Here is a 16,010-nt window from a genome sequence, read left to right as displayed (position 1 = left end):
TTCTTTTGGCGACGCAAAAGAAGGTGGGTGCGCCGCCGGGCGCACACCCCGGCCTCCGCCCTCGGCAAAAGCATGCAGCAACCACAGAAACAGAACAGCACTGGGGCCCGCACCCATCACGCCCGTCACGCCCGCACCGCCCTCCAAGCCGCAGCCGCCAACTCACTGCGATACACCTCCGGCGAGGGCAGACCCCCCTGGCCCGCACGATCCGACAGCCACGCCCGGCAATAGCTCTGCACCGGCCCCATCACCAGCGATGGCATCAGCTCGCACGGCAGGTCGCGCAATGCTCCGCCTTGCCGATGCGGCTCGAACCATGCCACCAGGGCCTGGTTGCGGCCGCGCGCGGCACCAGCCAGTTCGGCGCTGCGCGGACCGGCAGCGACCGAGCCGCGCGCCTGGAACAGAAAGCGCGCCTGCACGGGCTGGGCCACCACCCAATCCAGATACCCGGTGACCAGGGCCTGCACGCCCGCCTCCACGCCCACGGCGGCATCGAGCTGGGCCTGCACGCTGCGCGACTGGGCCGCGAAGATGTCGAAGAACAGCGCCGCGACGATGCCCTCCCTGCTGCCGAAGTGGTGATAAATGCTGCCCACGCTGGCGCCGCAGCGCGCGCGCACGCCATCGATGGAGACCGCCTCCACCCCCGCCTGCGCGGCGCAGGCGAGCGCGGCGTTCAGGATCTCCTGGCGGCGGTCGGTGGGCTCGGCGGTGGGGAGGGGGTTGGTACGGCTTGCCATGGAAGTGCATTCTAGAATAAAGTTCTAGAAAATAATTCTAGATGTTGTGTCCGGCGTTCTGGACGCCATCCCACCCTTTCTGCGCCCCACCATGCAATCCATCGCCAGCGAGCTGCCGCCCGGCCACGCCCTGTACCCCCACCTGCTCGCCCCGCTGGACCTCGGGTTCACGCAGATCAAGAACCGCGTGCTCATGGGCTCCATGCACACCGGGCTTGAAGACGCGCGCGACCTCACGCGCATGGCGGCCTACTTCCGCGAGCGGGCCGAGGGCGGGGTGGGGTTGATCGTGACGGGGGGCTTTGCGCCCAACATCGCGGGCTGGACCAAGCCGTTTGCGGGCACGCTGTCCACTGCGGGTGCCGCGCGCCGCCACAAGGTGGTGACCGAGGCCGTGCACGGGGCGGGCGGCAAGATCGCGCTGCAGATCCTGCACACGGGCCGCTATGCCTACCACCCGCTGGCGGTGGCGCCCTCGCGGCTGCAGTCGCCGATCTCGCCGTTCACGCCGTTCGCGCTGTCGGCCAGCGGGGTGGAGCGGCAAATCCGCGCCTTCGTCAACTGCGCCCAGCGCGCCCGCGAGGCCGGGTATGACGGGGTGGAGGTGATGGGCTCCGAGGGCTATTTGATCAACCAGTTCCTCTCGGCCACCACCAACCGGCGCACCGACGCCTGGGGCGGCGACTACAGCCAGCGCATGCGCCTGCCGGTGGAAATTTTGGCGCGCATGCGCGAGGCCGTGGGGCCGGACTTCATCATCATCTACCGCCTGTCCATGATCGACCTGGTGCCCGGCGGCAGCGCCTGGGACGAGATCGTCACCCTTGGCAAGGCCGTGGCCACGGGCGGCGCCAGCCTGGTCAACACCGGCATCGGCTGGCACGAGGCGCGCATACCGACCATTGCCACCAGCGTGCCGCGCGCGGCCTTCGCCTGGGTCACGCAGAAGATGAAGGCCGAGTTCGCAGCAGCCGGCATTGCCACGCAGCTCATCACCTCCAACCGCATCAACACGCCCGAGGTGGCCGAGCAGGTGCTGGCCGAAGGTTGCGCCGACATGGTCTCCATGGCCCGGCCCCTGCTGGCCGATGCGGCCTTCGTGAACAAGGCCATCGCAGGCCGGGCCGACCGCATCAACACCTGCATCGCCTGCAACCAGGCTTGCCTGGACCATGTGTTCAAGAACAAGACCAGCAGTTGCCTGGTGAACCCGCGCGCCTGCCACGAGACGCTGCTGGTCTACACGCCGCTTGCGCCGCAGCAAAAGCCCAAGCGCATCGCCGTGGTGGGCGCCGGGCCGGCGGGCCTGACGGCTGCCACCGTGGCCGCCGAGCGCGGGCACGAAGTGCACCTGTTCGACGCGGCCGAGGCCATCGGTGGCCAGCTCAACATTGCCAAGCAGGTGCCGGGCAAGGAAGAGTTCCACGAGATGCTGCGCTACCTGGCCACGCGCGTGCAGGACACGGGCGTGGTGCTGCACCTTTCCACCCGCGTGCAGGCCGCAGACCTTGCGGGCTACGACGAGGTGGTGGTGGCCACGGGCGTGAGCCCGCGCGACCCGAAGATCCCCGGGCAGGAGCACCCCAAGGTGCTGAGCTACATCGACGTGCTGCGCCACGGCAAGCCCGTGGGCGAGCGCGTGGCCGTCATCGGTGCCGGGGGCATCGGCTTCGACGTGGCCGAGTTCCTGGTGCACGGCCATGGCCATTCGACCACGCTCGACCTGCCCGCCTGGCAGGCCGAATGGGGCATCACCGACCCGGCCGAGGCGCGCGGCGGCCTGGCGCCCAAGGGCCCGCAGGTCACACCGCCGGCCCGCCAGGTCACGCTGCTGCAGCGCAAGAAGGGCAAGCTCGGCGAGGGCCTGGGCAAGACCACGGGCTGGATCCACCGCACCACGCTGAAGATGAAGCAGGTGCAGATGGTGGGCGGCGTGAACTACGAGCGCATTGCCGACGAGGGCCTGCTCGTCTCGTACGGCGAGCAGCGCGAAGACCCGACCTGGATCCCGTGCGACACCGTGGTGCTGTGCGCCGGTCAGTTGCCGCTGCGCACGCTGGCCGACGAGTTGCTGGGCCTGGGCAAGAAGCCGCATGTGGTGGGAGGCGCGCTGGAGGCGGGCGAACTCGACGCCAAGCGGGCTATCGACCAGGCGGCACGGCTGGCAGCATTGCTCTGATACCGATTTGCCTTCAACCGTCTAACTTCGTTGGTCCGATTGCCTCAGGCCCCGGCCGGCAGCCCCAGCGCGTGGTACACGCGCGCCGCCGCATAGGCATCGTTGGCGGCATACACCAGCTGCGATTCGGTGAGGTGGGCGTTGGCCCAGTTGGAGGTGGCGGCCTTCTTGGACTTCATGAAGCGCTGGTTGAACAGCACCGCCACCGCGCCCTTCACGCCCATGTCCTTGCGGTAGCCCTGCTGGCGGAACACATGGTTGAGTTCAAGCACGTCCGCGGGCACCACACCCAGCTTGGCCTCGATGCGTTTCTTGTCGTCGCCCAGGCCAAAGCCGGCCTTGGTGGTGCCGGGCCGGGCCAGCAGTTGCGCCACCAGAGCGCGGCAGCCCTGGTCGTGCAGCTGGAACACCCAGGCCTTGTCGAGGGTGGACAGCTGCACCACGTGCGGCCCGTCGGACGCCTCGCCCTGCACGAAGGTGGGCTTGGATTCGGTGTCGAAGCCCCACACCGTGCTGGCCGCCAGCTCATCGCAGGCCTTTTCGGCCTGGGCGGCGGTGGCCACCAGGGTGATGCGATCGGGCCCCAGGCGCTCGAAGGGGGGCAGCAGTGCGATCTCTTCCTTGCCGGGCGTGGCGCGTTGGGTGTGTGGGGGGCTCATGGGGTAGCTATTGTGGGGGATTGGGAGGCAACTGATTCAAAATGCAAGCGATGTTGCGAGGGCCGGCTTGGACTGCCATGATCCCGCAGCACCCGGGAGCGGGGGGCGTTCAGGCTTCGCGTCCCTGCACCCTTCAGAAACCTCCCTCTTTGGTGACGTAGGTCACGCCTGACACGCAATTGCGCGTTTGTGGCCGTCTCAGTCAAAACTCCGGTGGATAAGATCGTTTTGCCAGCTGGGATGGTCGCTGTCTATTGTTTCCTTGAAGACTGTCTGCATTGTTTTTGCGCCCTGACCTTTCTGGCTGGCCTCGTTTGACATCCCTCTGGCGGGGGCGGGGCCTTGCTGGTCTGCGGCAGATGCGAATGGCCTGGTTGGCACTGGCTTTTGCGATTGCCTGCGGCATGATGCAATTGATTCCGGCCTTCCAGTCGCCCGATGAGATCGTGCACCTGCTGCGCGCCGACATGGTGGCCCATGGCCAGCCTTTGCTCAAGGGCCTGGAGCCCGACGTGCGCGGCAAGACCGGTGGTTGGGTGGACATCCATTTCTTCCTGTTCTCGCAGTGGATGCAGAAGATCGTGGGGCCGCACCGCGACAGGAGCCTTTCGCCCGCGTGGCTCACGAGCGAGGCCAAACGGTTCGACTGGCTGGACGATGAGGTCTTTGTCGATGCGTCGGCCACCGGGTACTACGCCCCTTTCATCTACCTGCCGCATGCGCTGGGCCTCAAGCTCTCGCGTGCGCTCGACCTGTCCCTGGGCCACAGTTACCAGCTCACCCGCATGCTTGTCACGCTGCTGGTGTTGGGCGTGGTCTTCTGGGCCTGGCAGACAGGGCCGCCCTCCGTGCTGTTGCAGGCCCTGCTGCTGATGCCCATGGCGCTGTTCCAGATCATCTCGCCCACCATCGACGGGCTGTGCTTTGCGCTGGCATTGCTGGTGCTGTCGCTGTTTCTGCTGCAGTGGCAGGAGGGCCGGGCCACGCGCTGGCAGGCGTTCGCGTTTTACTTTTCCATCTTTCTGCTGGTAACGTCGCGCACCAACCTCATTCCCATGGTGTTGCTGCCGCTGGTGCTGCTGCTCAGGCACTGGTCGTGGCAGCGCGTCGCGGCCACGGCCACACTGTTCGCGGCCAGTAGCGGGTGGACTCTGTACGGCTTGGTCCACACCCAGGACCACCGCGTGGTGCGCGCGCTTTCCACGGGGCAGATCATCGGCACATACCTGCGCGACCCGCTTGATTTCCTGCGCCTGGTGGGGCGAACCATCGCCGACCCGTTCCAGGGCCACCTGATCGCTTCATCCTTCGTGGGCAACCTGGGTTGGGCCGATGCGCCGATTGCGGACCTGGCCCTGGTCACCATAGGCTGCGGCCTGTTGCTGGCGGCCGGCCTGACCGTCGCGGCGACAAGCTACCAGAAGGCCGATCTTGGCATCCGCGCCACGCTGCTGGTTGCGGCGGTGGGCAGCGCGCTGCTGGCCTTCTTTGCGCTCGCCGTGACCTGGAACGACTACCCCGTGCGCGTCATCGAAGGCTTGCAGGGGCGCTACTTCATCATCCCCTCCATGCTGCTGGCGGCGGCCCTGGGGCCCGTGCGGCTGGCACCGGCGCACACGCCCAGGCCAGCCAGCCACCGGGTGTTTGTTCTGCTGTATGCCATGTTCTGCCTGGGTGCCATGGCCACGACGCTGCAAGGGCGCTACGGCATGGGGCTGGCAGTGTTCGATTTCTGATCACGGCATCCGCCTCGCGGAGTGTGCCGGCCAGGTCAGTAGCCCTGACCGTCCAGGTCGGCATCGGCCAGGGCAATCCGGTCGCGGCCCTCGCGCTTGGCCTGGTACAGGGCCTGGTCGGCCCGGTCCAGCAGGTCGCGCAGGCTGCGGTCGCTGCCCCGGAGCGTGCCCAGGCCCATGCTGGCGGTGATGCGGTAGCGGTGGCTGCCCGCCGCATCTGCACCCGCCAGCTCCAGCGTGCGCACGCAGCCGAGCAGCCGCATGGCCACCTCGTGGCCCTGGGGCAGGGTGGTGCCCTGCAGCAGCACGCCGAACTCCTCGCCGCCCAGGCGGCCCACCGTGTCGCCGGGTCTGAGCCCTTCCATCACCGCGCGTGAAAAGGCCACCAGGGCGCGGTCGCCTTCGAGGTGGCCGAAGCGGTCGTTGATGGACTTGAAATGGTCCACGTCCAGCATCAGCAGCGTGAGCGGCGTGCCATGCTCGCGTGCGGCGTGGAAGGCCGCCTCGGCGGTTTCCAGAAAGGAGCGGCGGTTGGCCATGCCGGTCAGCATGTCGGTGGTGGCCAGTCGGTGCAGCTCGCGCTCCAGGTTCTTGCGCTGCGTCACGTCGCGGTAGATACCCTCCACCCCGGCAAACTGGCCCAGGTGGTCGTACAGCGCGTGGCTGCTGATGGAGATGTCGATCACCGCGCCATCGCGCCGCACCATCTGCCCCGGAAAGTCGGCCACCTCGCCCTTTTCCTGGATGGCCACCTTGAAGGCATCGCGGTCCTTGCTCTGCGGGTAATACGACTCGGCGGTGCGGCCCTCGATCTCGTGCGGCTCGTAGCCCAGCACCCGGCGCACCCCAGGCCCCACATGCTGCACCACGCCCTGCGCGTCGGTGCGGTAGTACACGTCCTGCATGTTGTCGAACAGGCGGCGGAAGTTGTGCTCGCTCTCGCGCAGTTGGTCCTGGATTTCGATTTGGTGCGTCATGTCCATGCCGCACATCAACACAGCCGGCGCGCCCTGCCATTCAATCGCCACGCTGGCCACCAGCACCATGCGCAGCTGGCCCTTGTCGGTGCGCACGCGGAACTCGGAGGACTTGTTGGGCCGCCCCACGTGGTCGGGCTCCTTCACGCGCTCGATGCGCTGGCTGGAGCGCGCCTTGTCCATGGGGTGCACGAAATGGCCGAGGATCCGGCCCAGCAGGGCCTGCTCGCTGTCGGCCTCCAGCAGGGCCACGCCGGCCGCATTGGCACGCAAGATGGCGCCGGCGGGCGTCACCACCAGCGCCGCTGCAGGCAGCAGTTGCAACAGTTCCTGATCGTGGTGCATGCGTTTGTAACAATACGTAGTGCACCATTGTGGCACCGCGCGCGCAAAACGCCACCAAGTGTTTTACACAGGGGGACGGTTGGGAGATGTTGCCCTGAGGCGTGTCCACCATCGGTGTGGTCCACAGGGGCATTGCCTTGGCGATCGCCCGCGCAAGCTCCTGGCATGGATGGCCGCGATATATGCTGCAGGCCATGTATCGATTTTCGGAATGATGCCCCGCCGTGCTCAGCGAACTCAAGACCTTCATCGCCGTCTGCCGCCATGGCACGTTTGCCGCTGCGGGCGAACGCATCGGCCTCACGCAGTCTGCCGTCAGCAGCCAGATCAAGCGGCTGGAGGAGTCGCTGGGCTTTGCACTGTTCGACCGCACGGGGCGCTCGGCCACGCTCAACGCGGCAGGCCAGGCCACGCTGGCGCGCGCTGAAGAGATCCAGGCGCTCTACGCCCGGCTGGCCGACCTGCCCAGCGAGGCCTCAACGGCAGGCCTGCTGCGCATCGGTTCCATCGCCTCGGCGCAGCCGACCCTGGTGGCGCGGGCGCTGGCGATTCTGCGCCAGGCCCATCCGCAGCTGCGCGTGCACGTCACGCCGGGCGTGTCCATGGGCCTGATGGACGAACTCGACGCGGGCAAGATCGATGCGGCCGTCATCATCCGCCCGCCCTTCGGCATGCTGCCCGAGCTGGCTTGGCAGCCGCTGGCGCACGAGGCCTTCGTACTGCTGGTGCCGGCCGGCCTGAAGGGCCGCGACTGGCGCGCCCTGGTGCAGGAGCACCCGTTTCTGCGCTACGAGCGCACGTCGTTCGGCGGGCGCATGGTGGAGCGCTTTGTGCGCCGCGAAGGCCTGGCCGTGCGCGATGCGGTGGAGGCGGACGAGATACCCGCGCTCATCCACCTGGTGGCGCTGGGCGTGGGCGTGGCGCTGGTGCCGCTGGTGCAGGCGCACCTGCCGCTGCCGCCCGGCGTGCGCGTGCTGACCCTGGGCGAGAACACCTTTTACCGCGAGATCGGTCTGCTGCAGCGCAGGCCGCGCGCCAGCCCGCCCGCCGTGGCGCTCTTCGCGCAATGCCTGAGGCGGGCCGCCGAGGTGGCGGCGCCAGCGCCTGCTGTGGCTTCTTCTTCGCGTCAGCGCGGCCCGTAGTCTTCCATGGGCTTGTCGCTGGGGTTGGCCCAGGCGGCCCGGGTCTGGGCATTGGCGGGCAGCCCCACCCTGATGCCCTGGGGCGGTATCGGCTGCATGAACCACTTGTCGTAAAGGCGCGCGACCTCGCCGCTTTTGGCGAGCGCTGCCACGCTCTGGTCCACCACTGCCTTGAAGGCGGGGTCCTTGGGGATCATGATGGCCAGGGGCTCCACGCTGAGCACCGGCTCCAGGATTTTGTACTGCGCGGGCTCCCTGCTGCGCGAGATCAGGGTGGCCAGAATCTGGCCGTCCGCCACGAAGGCGTCGGCACGCCCCGTCTCCAGCAGCAGAAAGCCCTCGCTGTTGTCCTTGCCCAGCACCTCCGTCATCTGGCCGGAGGCCTCGCGCCCCATCTTGCGCACGGCCTGCACGGCGGTACTGCCGGCCGTGGCCGCCACGGTCTTGCCGCTCAACTGGGCAACGCCTGCCACCGGGGACGATGCCTTCACGGCGATGCGCACGCCTTCGACGAACAGCGTGGGGGCAAACGCCACCTCCTGCTGGCGCGCGGCATTGTTGGTGGTGGTGCCGCACTCCAGGTGCACGGTGCCATTGCGCACCAGCGAAATCCTGTTCTGCGGGGTCACCAACTGGTACACCACCTCCAGCTTGTCCAGACGGGCTGCGGCCTTGATGTCGGGCACGATGCGATTGCAGACCTCCACATGGAAGCCCGTGTACTGGCCGGGCCCGAGGGTGAACGACATGGCGCCCGAGGCATCGCGCACGCCCATGACAAGTTTGCCGCTGTCCCTGATTGCCTTGAGGGTATCGACCTGAGCCCAGGCGCTGCCCAGGGTGAGCGACAGTGCGGCGGCGCACGCCAGCACGTGAATGCGTGGGAGTTGCATGGCAGCCCCTTATTTGGCGAACAGCGAGCCGAGGTCCGCGAACGACTTCATCTCCACCGCGTTGCCCGAGGGGTCCAGGAAGAACATGGTGGCCTGCTCGCCCGGCTCGCCCTTGAACCGGATGTAGGGCTCGATGACGAAGGCCGTGCCGCGCGCCGTGAGCTTGTCCGCCATGGCCTGCCACAGGTCCATGGGCACCACGGCGCCAAAGTGGCGCACCGGCACGGCGTGGCCATCCACCGCACTGTGGCTGCCATGCCCGCATTCTTCGGGCGCCAGGTGGGCCACGATCTGGTGGCCGAAGAAGTTGAAGTCCACCCAGGCGTCGGCGCTGCGCCCCTCGGGGCACCCCAGCAGCTCGCCATAGAAGGCGCGGGCCTCGGCAATGTCGCGCACCGGGAACGCGAGGTGAAAGGGGATGGGGGAGGTGAGGTGGGATGTGGTGGAGAGGATCGTGGAGGTCATGGGGAATGTCTGCTTGCGGGTTGATGACCGTCAAACTTTAGGCAAACTCTTCCTCCATGAAAAACGATAGTTCTGCGTGCTGAGTATCGAAATCATCGATGAGTGCAGGCGGGCCACCATGTCGAGACACAGCGCGCGCCCTGCCAGTCACTTCAGGTGAACCGTGCGAACGGGTCGACCAGGGATGCAATGGTGGGCGTGCCCGGCACCACGCTGGCTGCGCTGCCGCGCCGCGCAGACTCGGGCTCCACAGTCACGGGGGAGGCGGCCAGGGGCTGCATGGGCCGCCCGTACACGCGCCGCACGCGGTCTTCGAGCGTGGGGTGGGTGTCGAGCCGGCGCTCCAGCCGGCCGCCGCCCTCCACGTCCACCAGCAGCATGTGCTGCACCGAGGGCAGGGCCAGGCCCGTGTGGCGGTGGTCCTGGGCATAGCCCGCCGGTGTGTCGCGGCGCTGGCCCATCACCTTGCGCAGCACGCCGCCCAGGCCGTCCTTGCTGCGCGTCCACTGCACGGCGCGGGCGTCGGCCAGGTACTCGCGCTGGCGCGAGACGGCGGCCTTGAGCATGCGCCCCGTGAGCCAGCCAGCAAAGCCCGCCAGCATGATGGCCGAGCCGAACCACCAGGCCAGGCCGCGCCGCTCGCGCAGCGTGTCGCCAAAGTTGTAGACCAGCTCCAGCCCGTAGACCATTCCGGCAAGCTGCATCTTCAGGCGTGTGTCGCCCTCGTGCAGGTGGCTCAGCTCATGGGCGACCAGGCCCTGCATCTCCTCGCGGTTGAGGTAGTCGAGCGCGCCCTGCGTCACGGCCACCACCGCATCCTTGTCGTCCCAGCCGGCGGCAAAGGCGTTGATGGCATCAACGCGCGGCACCACCATCACCTGCGGGCGGCGCATGTTGGCGGCAATGCACAGCTCGTCGACGATGTTGGCCAGGCGCTGCTCGGCATGCGAGATCGAGGGCCGCAGCTCGCGCGCACCGGCGCGCGTGGCCAGCTTCACGCCGCCTGCGCGCAGGTTCGACGTTTCCACCCACCAGCCGCCCAGCACCAGCATGAGCGACACGCCCACGTTGACGGCCAGAAAGCCGGCGGGGTAGGGCAGGTTGCCGGGCAGCACGGCCGCCATCAGCAGCCAGGCCACCACGAGCGCCCCGTGCACGGCAGCCACCAGCAGCGCCACGGCAATGGCAAAGCCCAGCAGCAGGCGGCGCGTTTCGCTGCGCGCGTTTTCTTGATGGTTCCAGAATTTCATCGAGTCAGTCCCTCGCGGCTACGCGGACTGCTCAGAATTGCACTTTGGGTGCGGTGCGTTCTTCTGCGCTTTGCGTGGATTCGAGCATCGGCGAGCTGACGAAGCCCAAGAGCCGCGCCACGATCAGGTCAGGAAACTGCTGGGCCTTGTCGTTGAACTCCAGCACCTGGTCGTTGTAGGCCTGGCGTGCAAAGCCCAGGCGGTTCTCGGTGCTGGTGAGCTCCTCGCTCAGCGACTTCATGGAGGCATCGGCCTTGAGGTCGGGATACGCCTCGGCCAGCGCCATCAGCCGGCCCAGGCTGCCGCCGAGCACGCCCTCCGCCGTGGCCAGGGCGCCCAGCGCGCTGGCGCTGGCCGGCGCTGCACGGGCTGCGGTAGCGGCGGTCTGCGCATTGCCGCGCGCCTTGATCACGGCTTCGAGCGTGGACGCCTCATGCGCCATGTAGCCGCGCGCCACCTCGATCAGGTTGGGGATCAGGTCGTAGCGCCGCTTGAGCTGCACGTCGATCTGGGCAAAGGCATTGGCAATGCGGTTGCGCAGCTGCACCAGGCGGTTGTAGACCACCACGGCCCATACCAGCAACACCACCACCACGCCGGAGAAAATCCATCCTGCTGTCGACATAGTCCACCTCCTCTGTTGTAAATTTTGATTGAGGTCAATAGTACAGAACGGTTTTTCCGGGGAGGGGGAAAGCTGAAACTTGGTGGGGATTTGGATCGCAGGGCCACTGTGGCCGCTGGTCAGAGGCGGGTCATCGGGCCGCAATGTCGTGCCAGGCCAGCAGGCTCTCGGCCAGCCGGGCCACGGCTGACGGGGCATCGGCGGCCGCTGCTGCACGGCGCAGCATGCCCAGTGGCGGCATGGCCATGTGCGGCACGGCCAGGTGGGTCAGCAGACGTGCTTCGAGCAGCGGGCGGGCAAAGTGGTGGGGGCTGAGCGCCAGCAGGTCGCCGCTGTCCAGCATGGCCTGCGTGAGCAGGGCCGAGCGGCTGGAGACCTGGCAGGTGCGCGGCGCACCGCCCAGGCGCACGCACAGCGCGTTGAACTCCGCCGGCGCAATCCCGGTGAGCGGCGGCACCAGCCAGGTGTGTGCGCGCAGGTCGTCGTCGGACACATGGGCTTGCCCTGCCAGCGGGTGGCCGTTGCGGCACAGCACCACGTAGTGGTCGGCCCGCACGGGGGTGAACAGGTGGCCTTCGGGCAAGGGCTGGGGCTCGCGGCACAGCACGATGTCCACCCGGTTGGCCTCGATCATCTGCAGCAACTGGTCGGCCGGCACCTCATGCACCTCCACCGCCACGTCCGGGTGGGTGCGGCTGAACACCGGCAGTGCCTGCGTCAGCCACCCCGCCACGGCTGCGTGGATGGCGCCGATGCGCACCAGACCGGTGGCGCCATGCTGCATGGAGGCTGCCGTTTCCGCGCAGGCGTGCAGCAGCTTGAGCGCATTGCGCACCAGGGGCAACAGGGCCAGCCCGGCGGGCGAGGGCCGCATGCCCCGCGCGTGCCGCTCGAACAGCGGGGTGCCCAGCAGGGCCTCGAACTCGGCCAGCGCGTGCGTGGCCGCAGGCTGGCTCAGGCCTATGGCCGAGGCGGCCTTCTGCAGGCTTTGCAACTCGGCAATGTGCACGGCCAGTTGCAGGTGCTTCAGGCGCGCACGGCCCAGCAGCCGTGCGAACAACAGGTCTGGGGTGGTGGGTGTCATGGCAGCTTTGTATTCATTGTTTGAATATCTTAGAGCGCCTTTGAATTTGACGGAGAGGTCTGCATCGCCAGAATGGTCGCTGAGCCGCTCCAGCAATCCATTCAATTTTTGGATGCTGGGGGCAAGAGCCTTACAGAACAAGAATCTGACTGAGACACCACACCCACCCAACGCACCTGTTTGTACGCGCCTGTACGCACGCCTGCCGGCCCGCATACCCGCGCCCAGTCCCCTGCACCAGCGCCTGGAGACAACCAGGGGACGCCGCATGCCTTTTTCTCTTTTTCCTCTTTGAGATGCCCATGAACCGCCATAAAACCAAAATCGCCTTGTGCGTTGCCGCCTTGCTGGCCGCCACCGCTGCTGCGCACGCAGCGGACACGCTCGACACCGCCTGCCGCACCACCGAAGAATGCCGCGCCCAGGTTGCCAAGATCCAGGGCACCTTCAGCGGCGATGCCACCAGCGCGCAGGCCAAGGCGCAGGATGTCTTCTACTGGTTTGGCCGCATCAACATGGCATCGACCGTGATGAACGTGGAAGAAGGCATCATCCCCGCCCCGCTGGCGGGCCCCATCGCACGGGGCGTGGCCCATTCCATCGACCAGGCCACGCAGCCCGGCGGCCGCCGGCCCACCGACGTGCTGCAGGTCGAAAAGATCATCACCGACGCCGCCGGCCCCGACGCCACGCTGATCCATTCGGGCCGCAGCCGCCAGGACATCCACTCCACCCTGAACGCTGCCCAGCTGCGCACCGAGGTGCTGGACTTTGCCACCGCCCTGAGCAGCGCCCGCGCCCGCCTGCTGGAGCTGGCCGCCCAGAACGTGGACACGCTGGTGCCCGCCTACACCAACGGCGTGCAGGCCATGCCCGTGAGCTACGCGCACTACCTGCTGGCGTTTGCCGACTCGTTCGAGCGCGACGCCACGCGCATCCGCGAGGCCTATGCCCGCATCAACCGCAGCGCGCTGGGTACTGCTGTGCTGGCCAACTCCAGCTGGCCGCTCAAGCGCGAGCGGCTGGCCGACCTGCTCGGGTTCGACGGGCTCATCGTCAACTCGCTGGACGCCGGGCAGGTCAGCACCTACGACATCCCCATCGAGGCCGTCGGCATCGCCAGCTCCACCGCCATCCGCGTGGGTGCCTTCATGCAGGACGTGCACGTGCAGTACCACCAGACGCGCCCCTGGCTGCTGCTGTCTGCCGGCAAGACCTACACCAGCAGCGCCATGCCGCAAAAGGCCAACCCCGGCATCATCCAGAACACGCGCCTGAAGGCATCGGACGTGGTGGCCTCGGCCCAGGCTGTCACGCTGCGCGCCCACAACGTCACGCCCGGCATGATCGACTACAAGAACGCCTGGAGCGCGCAGGGCGGCGCCCGGACCTTTGTGCTGGGCGTGGAGATGGTCCAGCAGTTCAAGGAAGTGCTTGATGCGCTGCAGGTGGACCCCGTGCGCTCGCTCGAGGAACTGGAGTCGGAATGGACCACCTCCATGGAGCTGGCCGAAACCCTGCAGCGCACCAGCCGCGTGCCGTTTCGCGTGGGGCACCACTTTGCCTCCGAGGTGGTGGTCTACGCGCGCAGCAAGAACCTGCGCCCCAGCGAGTTCCCCTACCAGGAGGCCGTGCGCATCTATGCCGAGGCCGGCAAGAAATACAGCCTGACCGACCTGCGCCTGCCGCTGGACGAGGCCAGCTTCCGCAAGACGCTCTCGCCCGAGAACATGGTCAAAACCCGCGTCGGCGTGGGCGGACCCCAGCCAGCCGAGGTGCGCCGCATGCTCGCCAGCGCCCGCGAGTCCCTGGCCAAAGACGACGCCTGGCTGGCCGGCCGCCGCACCAGGCTGACCGAGGCGGATGCCAAACTGAACCGCGCCTTCCTGGAGATTGCGCGCAGGCCCTGAGCGTGTTTTCCGGGGCCTGCAAGCCCCGGTTCATGACCCCTTGGTACGGCCCTGGGTCCGCAAGCGGTACCATCGCCCATGAGAAAAATTTTCCAACTACATGTCGAAGGCAAGAATCCGGACCGGGTTCTGGAGTCCGTCAAGCACGATATCCGCAAGTACATCAAGCGCGAACGCCGCCGTGACATCCCCGAAGGCGCGGACTTCTGGGACTTCGATTGCCAGTTCGGCGCCACCAAGGAAGCCGCCACGGTGGTGCACCTGTCGGCCCTCACCGGCCTGATCAACGGCGTGGTGGCCGAGGGCGGCAAGCAGTTCTACGTCGAGATCCTGGCCAAGCCCGGCAAGCGCACGGCGCGGCCTGCAGGTTCGCGTGACGAGGACGCTGCCAACGACGGCATGGGTGCCGAAGACGACGACAGCGAAGACTGACAATCTGGCGGATTCGGGCTTGTGCCCGACCCACCGACCCACCGGCTTGCCTTTCACGGGGCACGCCGGTTTTTTGTTGACCGGCCGGGTCTGCCCTTATTCCGGCTTGGGGGGCTTTTTGCCCACAGGGCGTGCGGCTTCGGCAGCCGCCTCGGCCTCGGCTTCTGCCGCTGCGGCGCGCAGCTTGTCCTTCTTGCTCGGGCGGCGGCCCTTGATGCCGCCGGTGCCGGGCTCCCCAGGGGCTGCCGGGGCGGGGGGCGGGGCCACCTCGGTGGGCTCGAAGCCGGCAATCACCTCCAGCGGCAGCGCCAGGCCCTGGCGCTTTTCGATCAGTCGGAAATGCGCCACGGCGTCGGGCGTCACAAAGCTCACGGCCACGCCGCTCTCGCCCGCGCGGCCGGTGCGGCCGATGCGGTGCACGTAGTCGTCGGCCGAGCGCGGCAGGTCGTAGTTCACCACCGCAGGCAGCTGGGCAATGTCGATGCCGCGCGCAGCCAGGTCGGTGGTCACCACCACCTGCCAGCGCTCGTCCTTGAACTCCTGCAGCACCTGCTTGCGCGCGCCCTGGCTCAGGCCGCCGTGGAAGGGGCTGGCGAAGATGCCGGCCTTGTACAGCTTTTCGGCCACATGCTCGGCCGCGTACTGCGTGGCCACAAAGACCAGCACGCGCGTCCAGCCGTGCTCCTTGAGCAGGTGGCGCAGCAGTTGCGTGCGGCGCTTGTCGTCCACGGCGATGGCGCGCTGCGCGATATCGGGGGTGTGGTCTGGCGTGGGCGCAATCTCCACCCGCCGCGGCTGGCGCAGCAGGCCGTCGGCCAGGGCCTGCACTGCCTCCGGGAAGGTGGCCGAGAAGAACAGGTTCTGTCGCTTGGCCGGCAGCAGGGCCAGCACGCGCTGCAGCTCCTCGGCAAAGCCCAGGTCCAGCAGGCGGTCGGCCTCGTCCAGCACCAGGTGGGCCACCTTGCCCAGCTGGATGGCGTTGTGCTCCACCAGGTCGAGCAGCCGGCCCGGCGTGGCCACGACGATGTCGGCCCCGCCGCGCAGGCCCATCATCTGCGGGTTGATGGACACGCCGCCGAACACCACCGCCACCTTGGGCGGCTGCTGCAAATGGCCTGCCAGGTCGCGCAGCACCTCGCCCACCTGGGCCGCCAGCTCGCGCGTGGGCACCAGCACCAGGGCGGTGGCGTGGCGTGACGCCTGGCCGGTGGCGCCCAGTTGCACCGCCTGCAGCAGCGGCAGCCCGAACGCCGCCGTCTTGCCCGAGCCGGTCTGTGCAATGCCCAGCAGGTCCTGCCCGTTCAGGATGGCAGGGATCGCCTCGGTCTGGATGGGCGTGGGCGCCGTGAAGCCCACGGCTTGGGCGGCATGGGCGAGGGCAGGGGAGAGACCGAGGGCAGCAAAGGGCATGGGCAAGGCGGCCTGTGCACGGGGCACGGCCACGAAAGAGAACGATAAATGGGGTGGGCGCAGCCCGCGTGCGGGCTGTCTGAATCCCCTGATTGTCCTGCATTCGCCTTTCAATGCATGCGGCGCAAGCGCACGACCGTTGAAACGGGCGTGGCCC

Annotated in this window: 14 protein-coding genes; 5 read left to right on the top strand and 9 right to left on the bottom strand. The window is 67.9% G+C overall.

Translation table 11 applies throughout. The annotated features are described in order from the left end of the window. Window positions 1-125 precede the first annotated feature (125 nt). Window positions 126-746: a TetR/AcrR family transcriptional regulator gene (locus tag ASE31_RS08155; protein WP_057201112.1), complete on the bottom strand. Its 621-nt coding sequence runs from the start codon at window positions 744-746 to the stop codon at window positions 126-128. Window positions 747-837: 91 nt separating this feature from the next. On the opposite strand from ASE31_RS08155, the gene ASE31_RS08150 reads away from it, so the two are divergent. After that, a complete protein-coding gene (locus ASE31_RS08150; RefSeq protein ID WP_057201163.1) occupies window positions 838-2,925 on the top strand; it encodes an NADPH-dependent 2,4-dienoyl-CoA reductase in 2,088 nt (695 codons plus the stop codon). Window positions 2,926-2,969: 44 nt separating this feature from the next. Here the strand turns inward: ASE31_RS08150 and ASE31_RS08145 are convergent, their stop codons facing one another. Next, the gene (locus ASE31_RS08145; RefSeq protein ID WP_057201110.1) at window positions 2,970-3,584 is read right to left on the bottom strand and encodes a 3'-5' exonuclease; all 615 of its coding nucleotides are present in this window, start codon (window positions 3,582-3,584) and stop codon (window positions 2,970-2,972) included. 365 nt (window positions 3,585-3,949) lie between these two features. Between ASE31_RS08145 and ASE31_RS08140 the strand changes: the two genes are divergently transcribed. Further along, a complete protein-coding gene (locus ASE31_RS08140; protein ID WP_057201108.1) occupies window positions 3,950-5,320 on the top strand; it encodes a DUF2142 domain-containing protein in 1,371 nt (456 codons plus the stop codon). A 35-nt stretch (window positions 5,321-5,355) separates the two neighbouring features. Here ASE31_RS08140 and ASE31_RS08135 read toward each other — a convergent pair whose 3' ends face one another. Further along, window positions 5,356-6,642 carry a sensor domain-containing diguanylate cyclase gene (locus ASE31_RS08135; protein ID WP_057201106.1) on the bottom strand — a complete coding sequence of 429 codons (1,287 nt, stop codon included), beginning with the start codon at window positions 6,640-6,642 and terminating at the stop codon, window positions 5,356-5,358. Window positions 6,643-6,866: 224 nt separating this feature from the next. Between ASE31_RS08135 and ASE31_RS08130 the strand changes: the two genes are divergently transcribed. Further along, complete coding sequence (locus ASE31_RS08130) at window positions 6,867-7,784, top strand: LysR substrate-binding domain-containing protein (protein WP_057201105.1); 918 nt, start codon at window positions 6,867-6,869, stop codon at window positions 7,782-7,784. Here the strand turns inward: ASE31_RS08130 and ASE31_RS08125 are convergent. From ASE31_RS08125 to ASE31_RS08105, 5 genes are all read right to left on the bottom strand, one after another. After that, complete coding sequence (locus tag ASE31_RS08125) at window positions 7,769-8,677, bottom strand: amino acid ABC transporter substrate-binding protein (RefSeq protein WP_057201103.1); 909 nt, start codon at window positions 8,675-8,677, stop codon at window positions 7,769-7,771. The two genes, ASE31_RS08130 and ASE31_RS08125, sit on opposite strands and share 16 nt — an antisense overlap. Window positions 8,678-8,686: 9 nt before the next feature. Then, the gene (locus tag ASE31_RS08120; RefSeq protein WP_369819443.1) at window positions 8,687-9,073 is read right to left on the bottom strand and encodes a VOC family protein; all 387 of its coding nucleotides are present in this window, start codon (window positions 9,071-9,073) and stop codon (window positions 8,687-8,689) included. A gap of 221 nt (window positions 9,074-9,294) precedes the next feature. Further along, window positions 9,295-10,392 carry a M48 family metalloprotease gene (locus ASE31_RS08115; RefSeq protein ID WP_057201100.1) on the bottom strand — a complete coding sequence of 366 codons (1,098 nt, stop codon included), beginning with the start codon at window positions 10,390-10,392 and terminating at the stop codon, window positions 9,295-9,297. Window positions 10,393-10,423: 31 nt separating this feature from the next. After that, window positions 10,424-11,017, bottom strand: a complete 594-nt coding sequence (locus ASE31_RS08110) for a LemA family protein (protein WP_057201099.1) — start codon at window positions 11,015-11,017, stop codon at window positions 10,424-10,426. Window positions 11,018-11,147: 130 nt separating this feature from the next. Further along, window positions 11,148-12,101 (bottom strand): LysR substrate-binding domain-containing protein, encoded by a 954-nt coding sequence (locus ASE31_RS08105; RefSeq protein ID WP_057201098.1) that lies wholly within the window; start codon window positions 12,099-12,101, stop codon window positions 11,148-11,150. Between the two features lie 302 nt (window positions 12,102-12,403). On the opposite strand from ASE31_RS08105, the gene ASE31_RS08100 reads away from it, so the two are divergent. After that, window positions 12,404-14,011, top strand: a complete 1,608-nt coding sequence (locus tag ASE31_RS08100) for an argininosuccinate lyase (RefSeq protein WP_057201161.1) — start codon at window positions 12,404-12,406, stop codon at window positions 14,009-14,011. Window positions 14,012-14,089: 78 nt separating this feature from the next. Beyond that, entirely contained in the window at window positions 14,090-14,443 is a 354-nt protein-coding gene (locus ASE31_RS08095) for a DUF6172 family protein (RefSeq protein ID WP_057201096.1), read from the top strand. 96 nt (window positions 14,444-14,539) lie between these two features. On the opposite strand, the gene ASE31_RS08090 is transcribed toward ASE31_RS08095, so the two are convergent. Beyond that, complete coding sequence (locus ASE31_RS08090; protein ID WP_057201094.1) at window positions 14,540-15,853, bottom strand: DEAD/DEAH box helicase; 1,314 nt, start codon at window positions 15,851-15,853, stop codon at window positions 14,540-14,542. Window positions 15,854-16,010: the final 157 nt, after the last annotated feature.

The organism is Acidovorax sp. Root217, assembly GCF_001428645.1.
Taxonomy (GTDB): domain Bacteria; phylum Pseudomonadota; class Gammaproteobacteria; order Burkholderiales; family Burkholderiaceae_C; genus Acidovorax.
This window is presented reverse-complemented; position numbering and strand designations above follow the sequence as displayed.

Coding starts and splice junctions, on each gene's coding strand:
- ASE31_RS08155 (WP_057201112.1), bottom strand. CDS start 746: ATGGCAAGCCGTACCAACCCCCTCCCCACCGCCGAGCCCACCGACCGC.
- ASE31_RS08150 (WP_057201163.1), top strand. CDS start 838: ATGCAATCCATCGCCAGCGAGCTGCCGCCCGGCCACGCCCTGTACCCC.
- ASE31_RS08145 (WP_057201110.1), bottom strand. CDS start 3,584: ATGAGCCCCCCACACACCCAACGCGCCACGCCCGGCAAGGAAGAGATC.
- ASE31_RS08140 (WP_057201108.1), top strand. CDS start 3,950: ATGGCCTGGTTGGCACTGGCTTTTGCGATTGCCTGCGGCATGATGCAA.
- ASE31_RS08135 (WP_057201106.1), bottom strand. CDS start 6,642: ATGCACCACGATCAGGAACTGTTGCAACTGCTGCCTGCAGCGGCGCTG.
- ASE31_RS08125 (WP_057201103.1), bottom strand. CDS start 8,677: ATGCAACTCCCACGCATTCACGTGCTGGCGTGCGCCGCCGCACTGTCG.
- ASE31_RS08115 (WP_057201100.1), bottom strand. CDS start 10,392: ATGAAATTCTGGAACCATCAAGAAAACGCGCGCAGCGAAACGCGCCGC.
- ASE31_RS08110 (WP_057201099.1), bottom strand. CDS start 11,017: ATGTCGACAGCAGGATGGATTTTCTCCGGCGTGGTGGTGGTGTTGCTG.
- ASE31_RS08105 (WP_057201098.1), bottom strand. CDS start 12,101: ATGACACCCACCACCCCAGACCTGTTGTTCGCACGGCTGCTGGGCCGT.
- ASE31_RS08100 (WP_057201161.1), top strand. CDS start 12,404: ATGAACCGCCATAAAACCAAAATCGCCTTGTGCGTTGCCGCCTTGCTG.
- ASE31_RS08095 (WP_057201096.1), top strand. CDS start 14,090: ATGAGAAAAATTTTCCAACTACATGTCGAAGGCAAGAATCCGGACCGG.
- ASE31_RS08090 (WP_057201094.1), bottom strand. CDS start 15,853: ATGCCCTTTGCTGCCCTCGGTCTCTCCCCTGCCCTCGCCCATGCCGCC.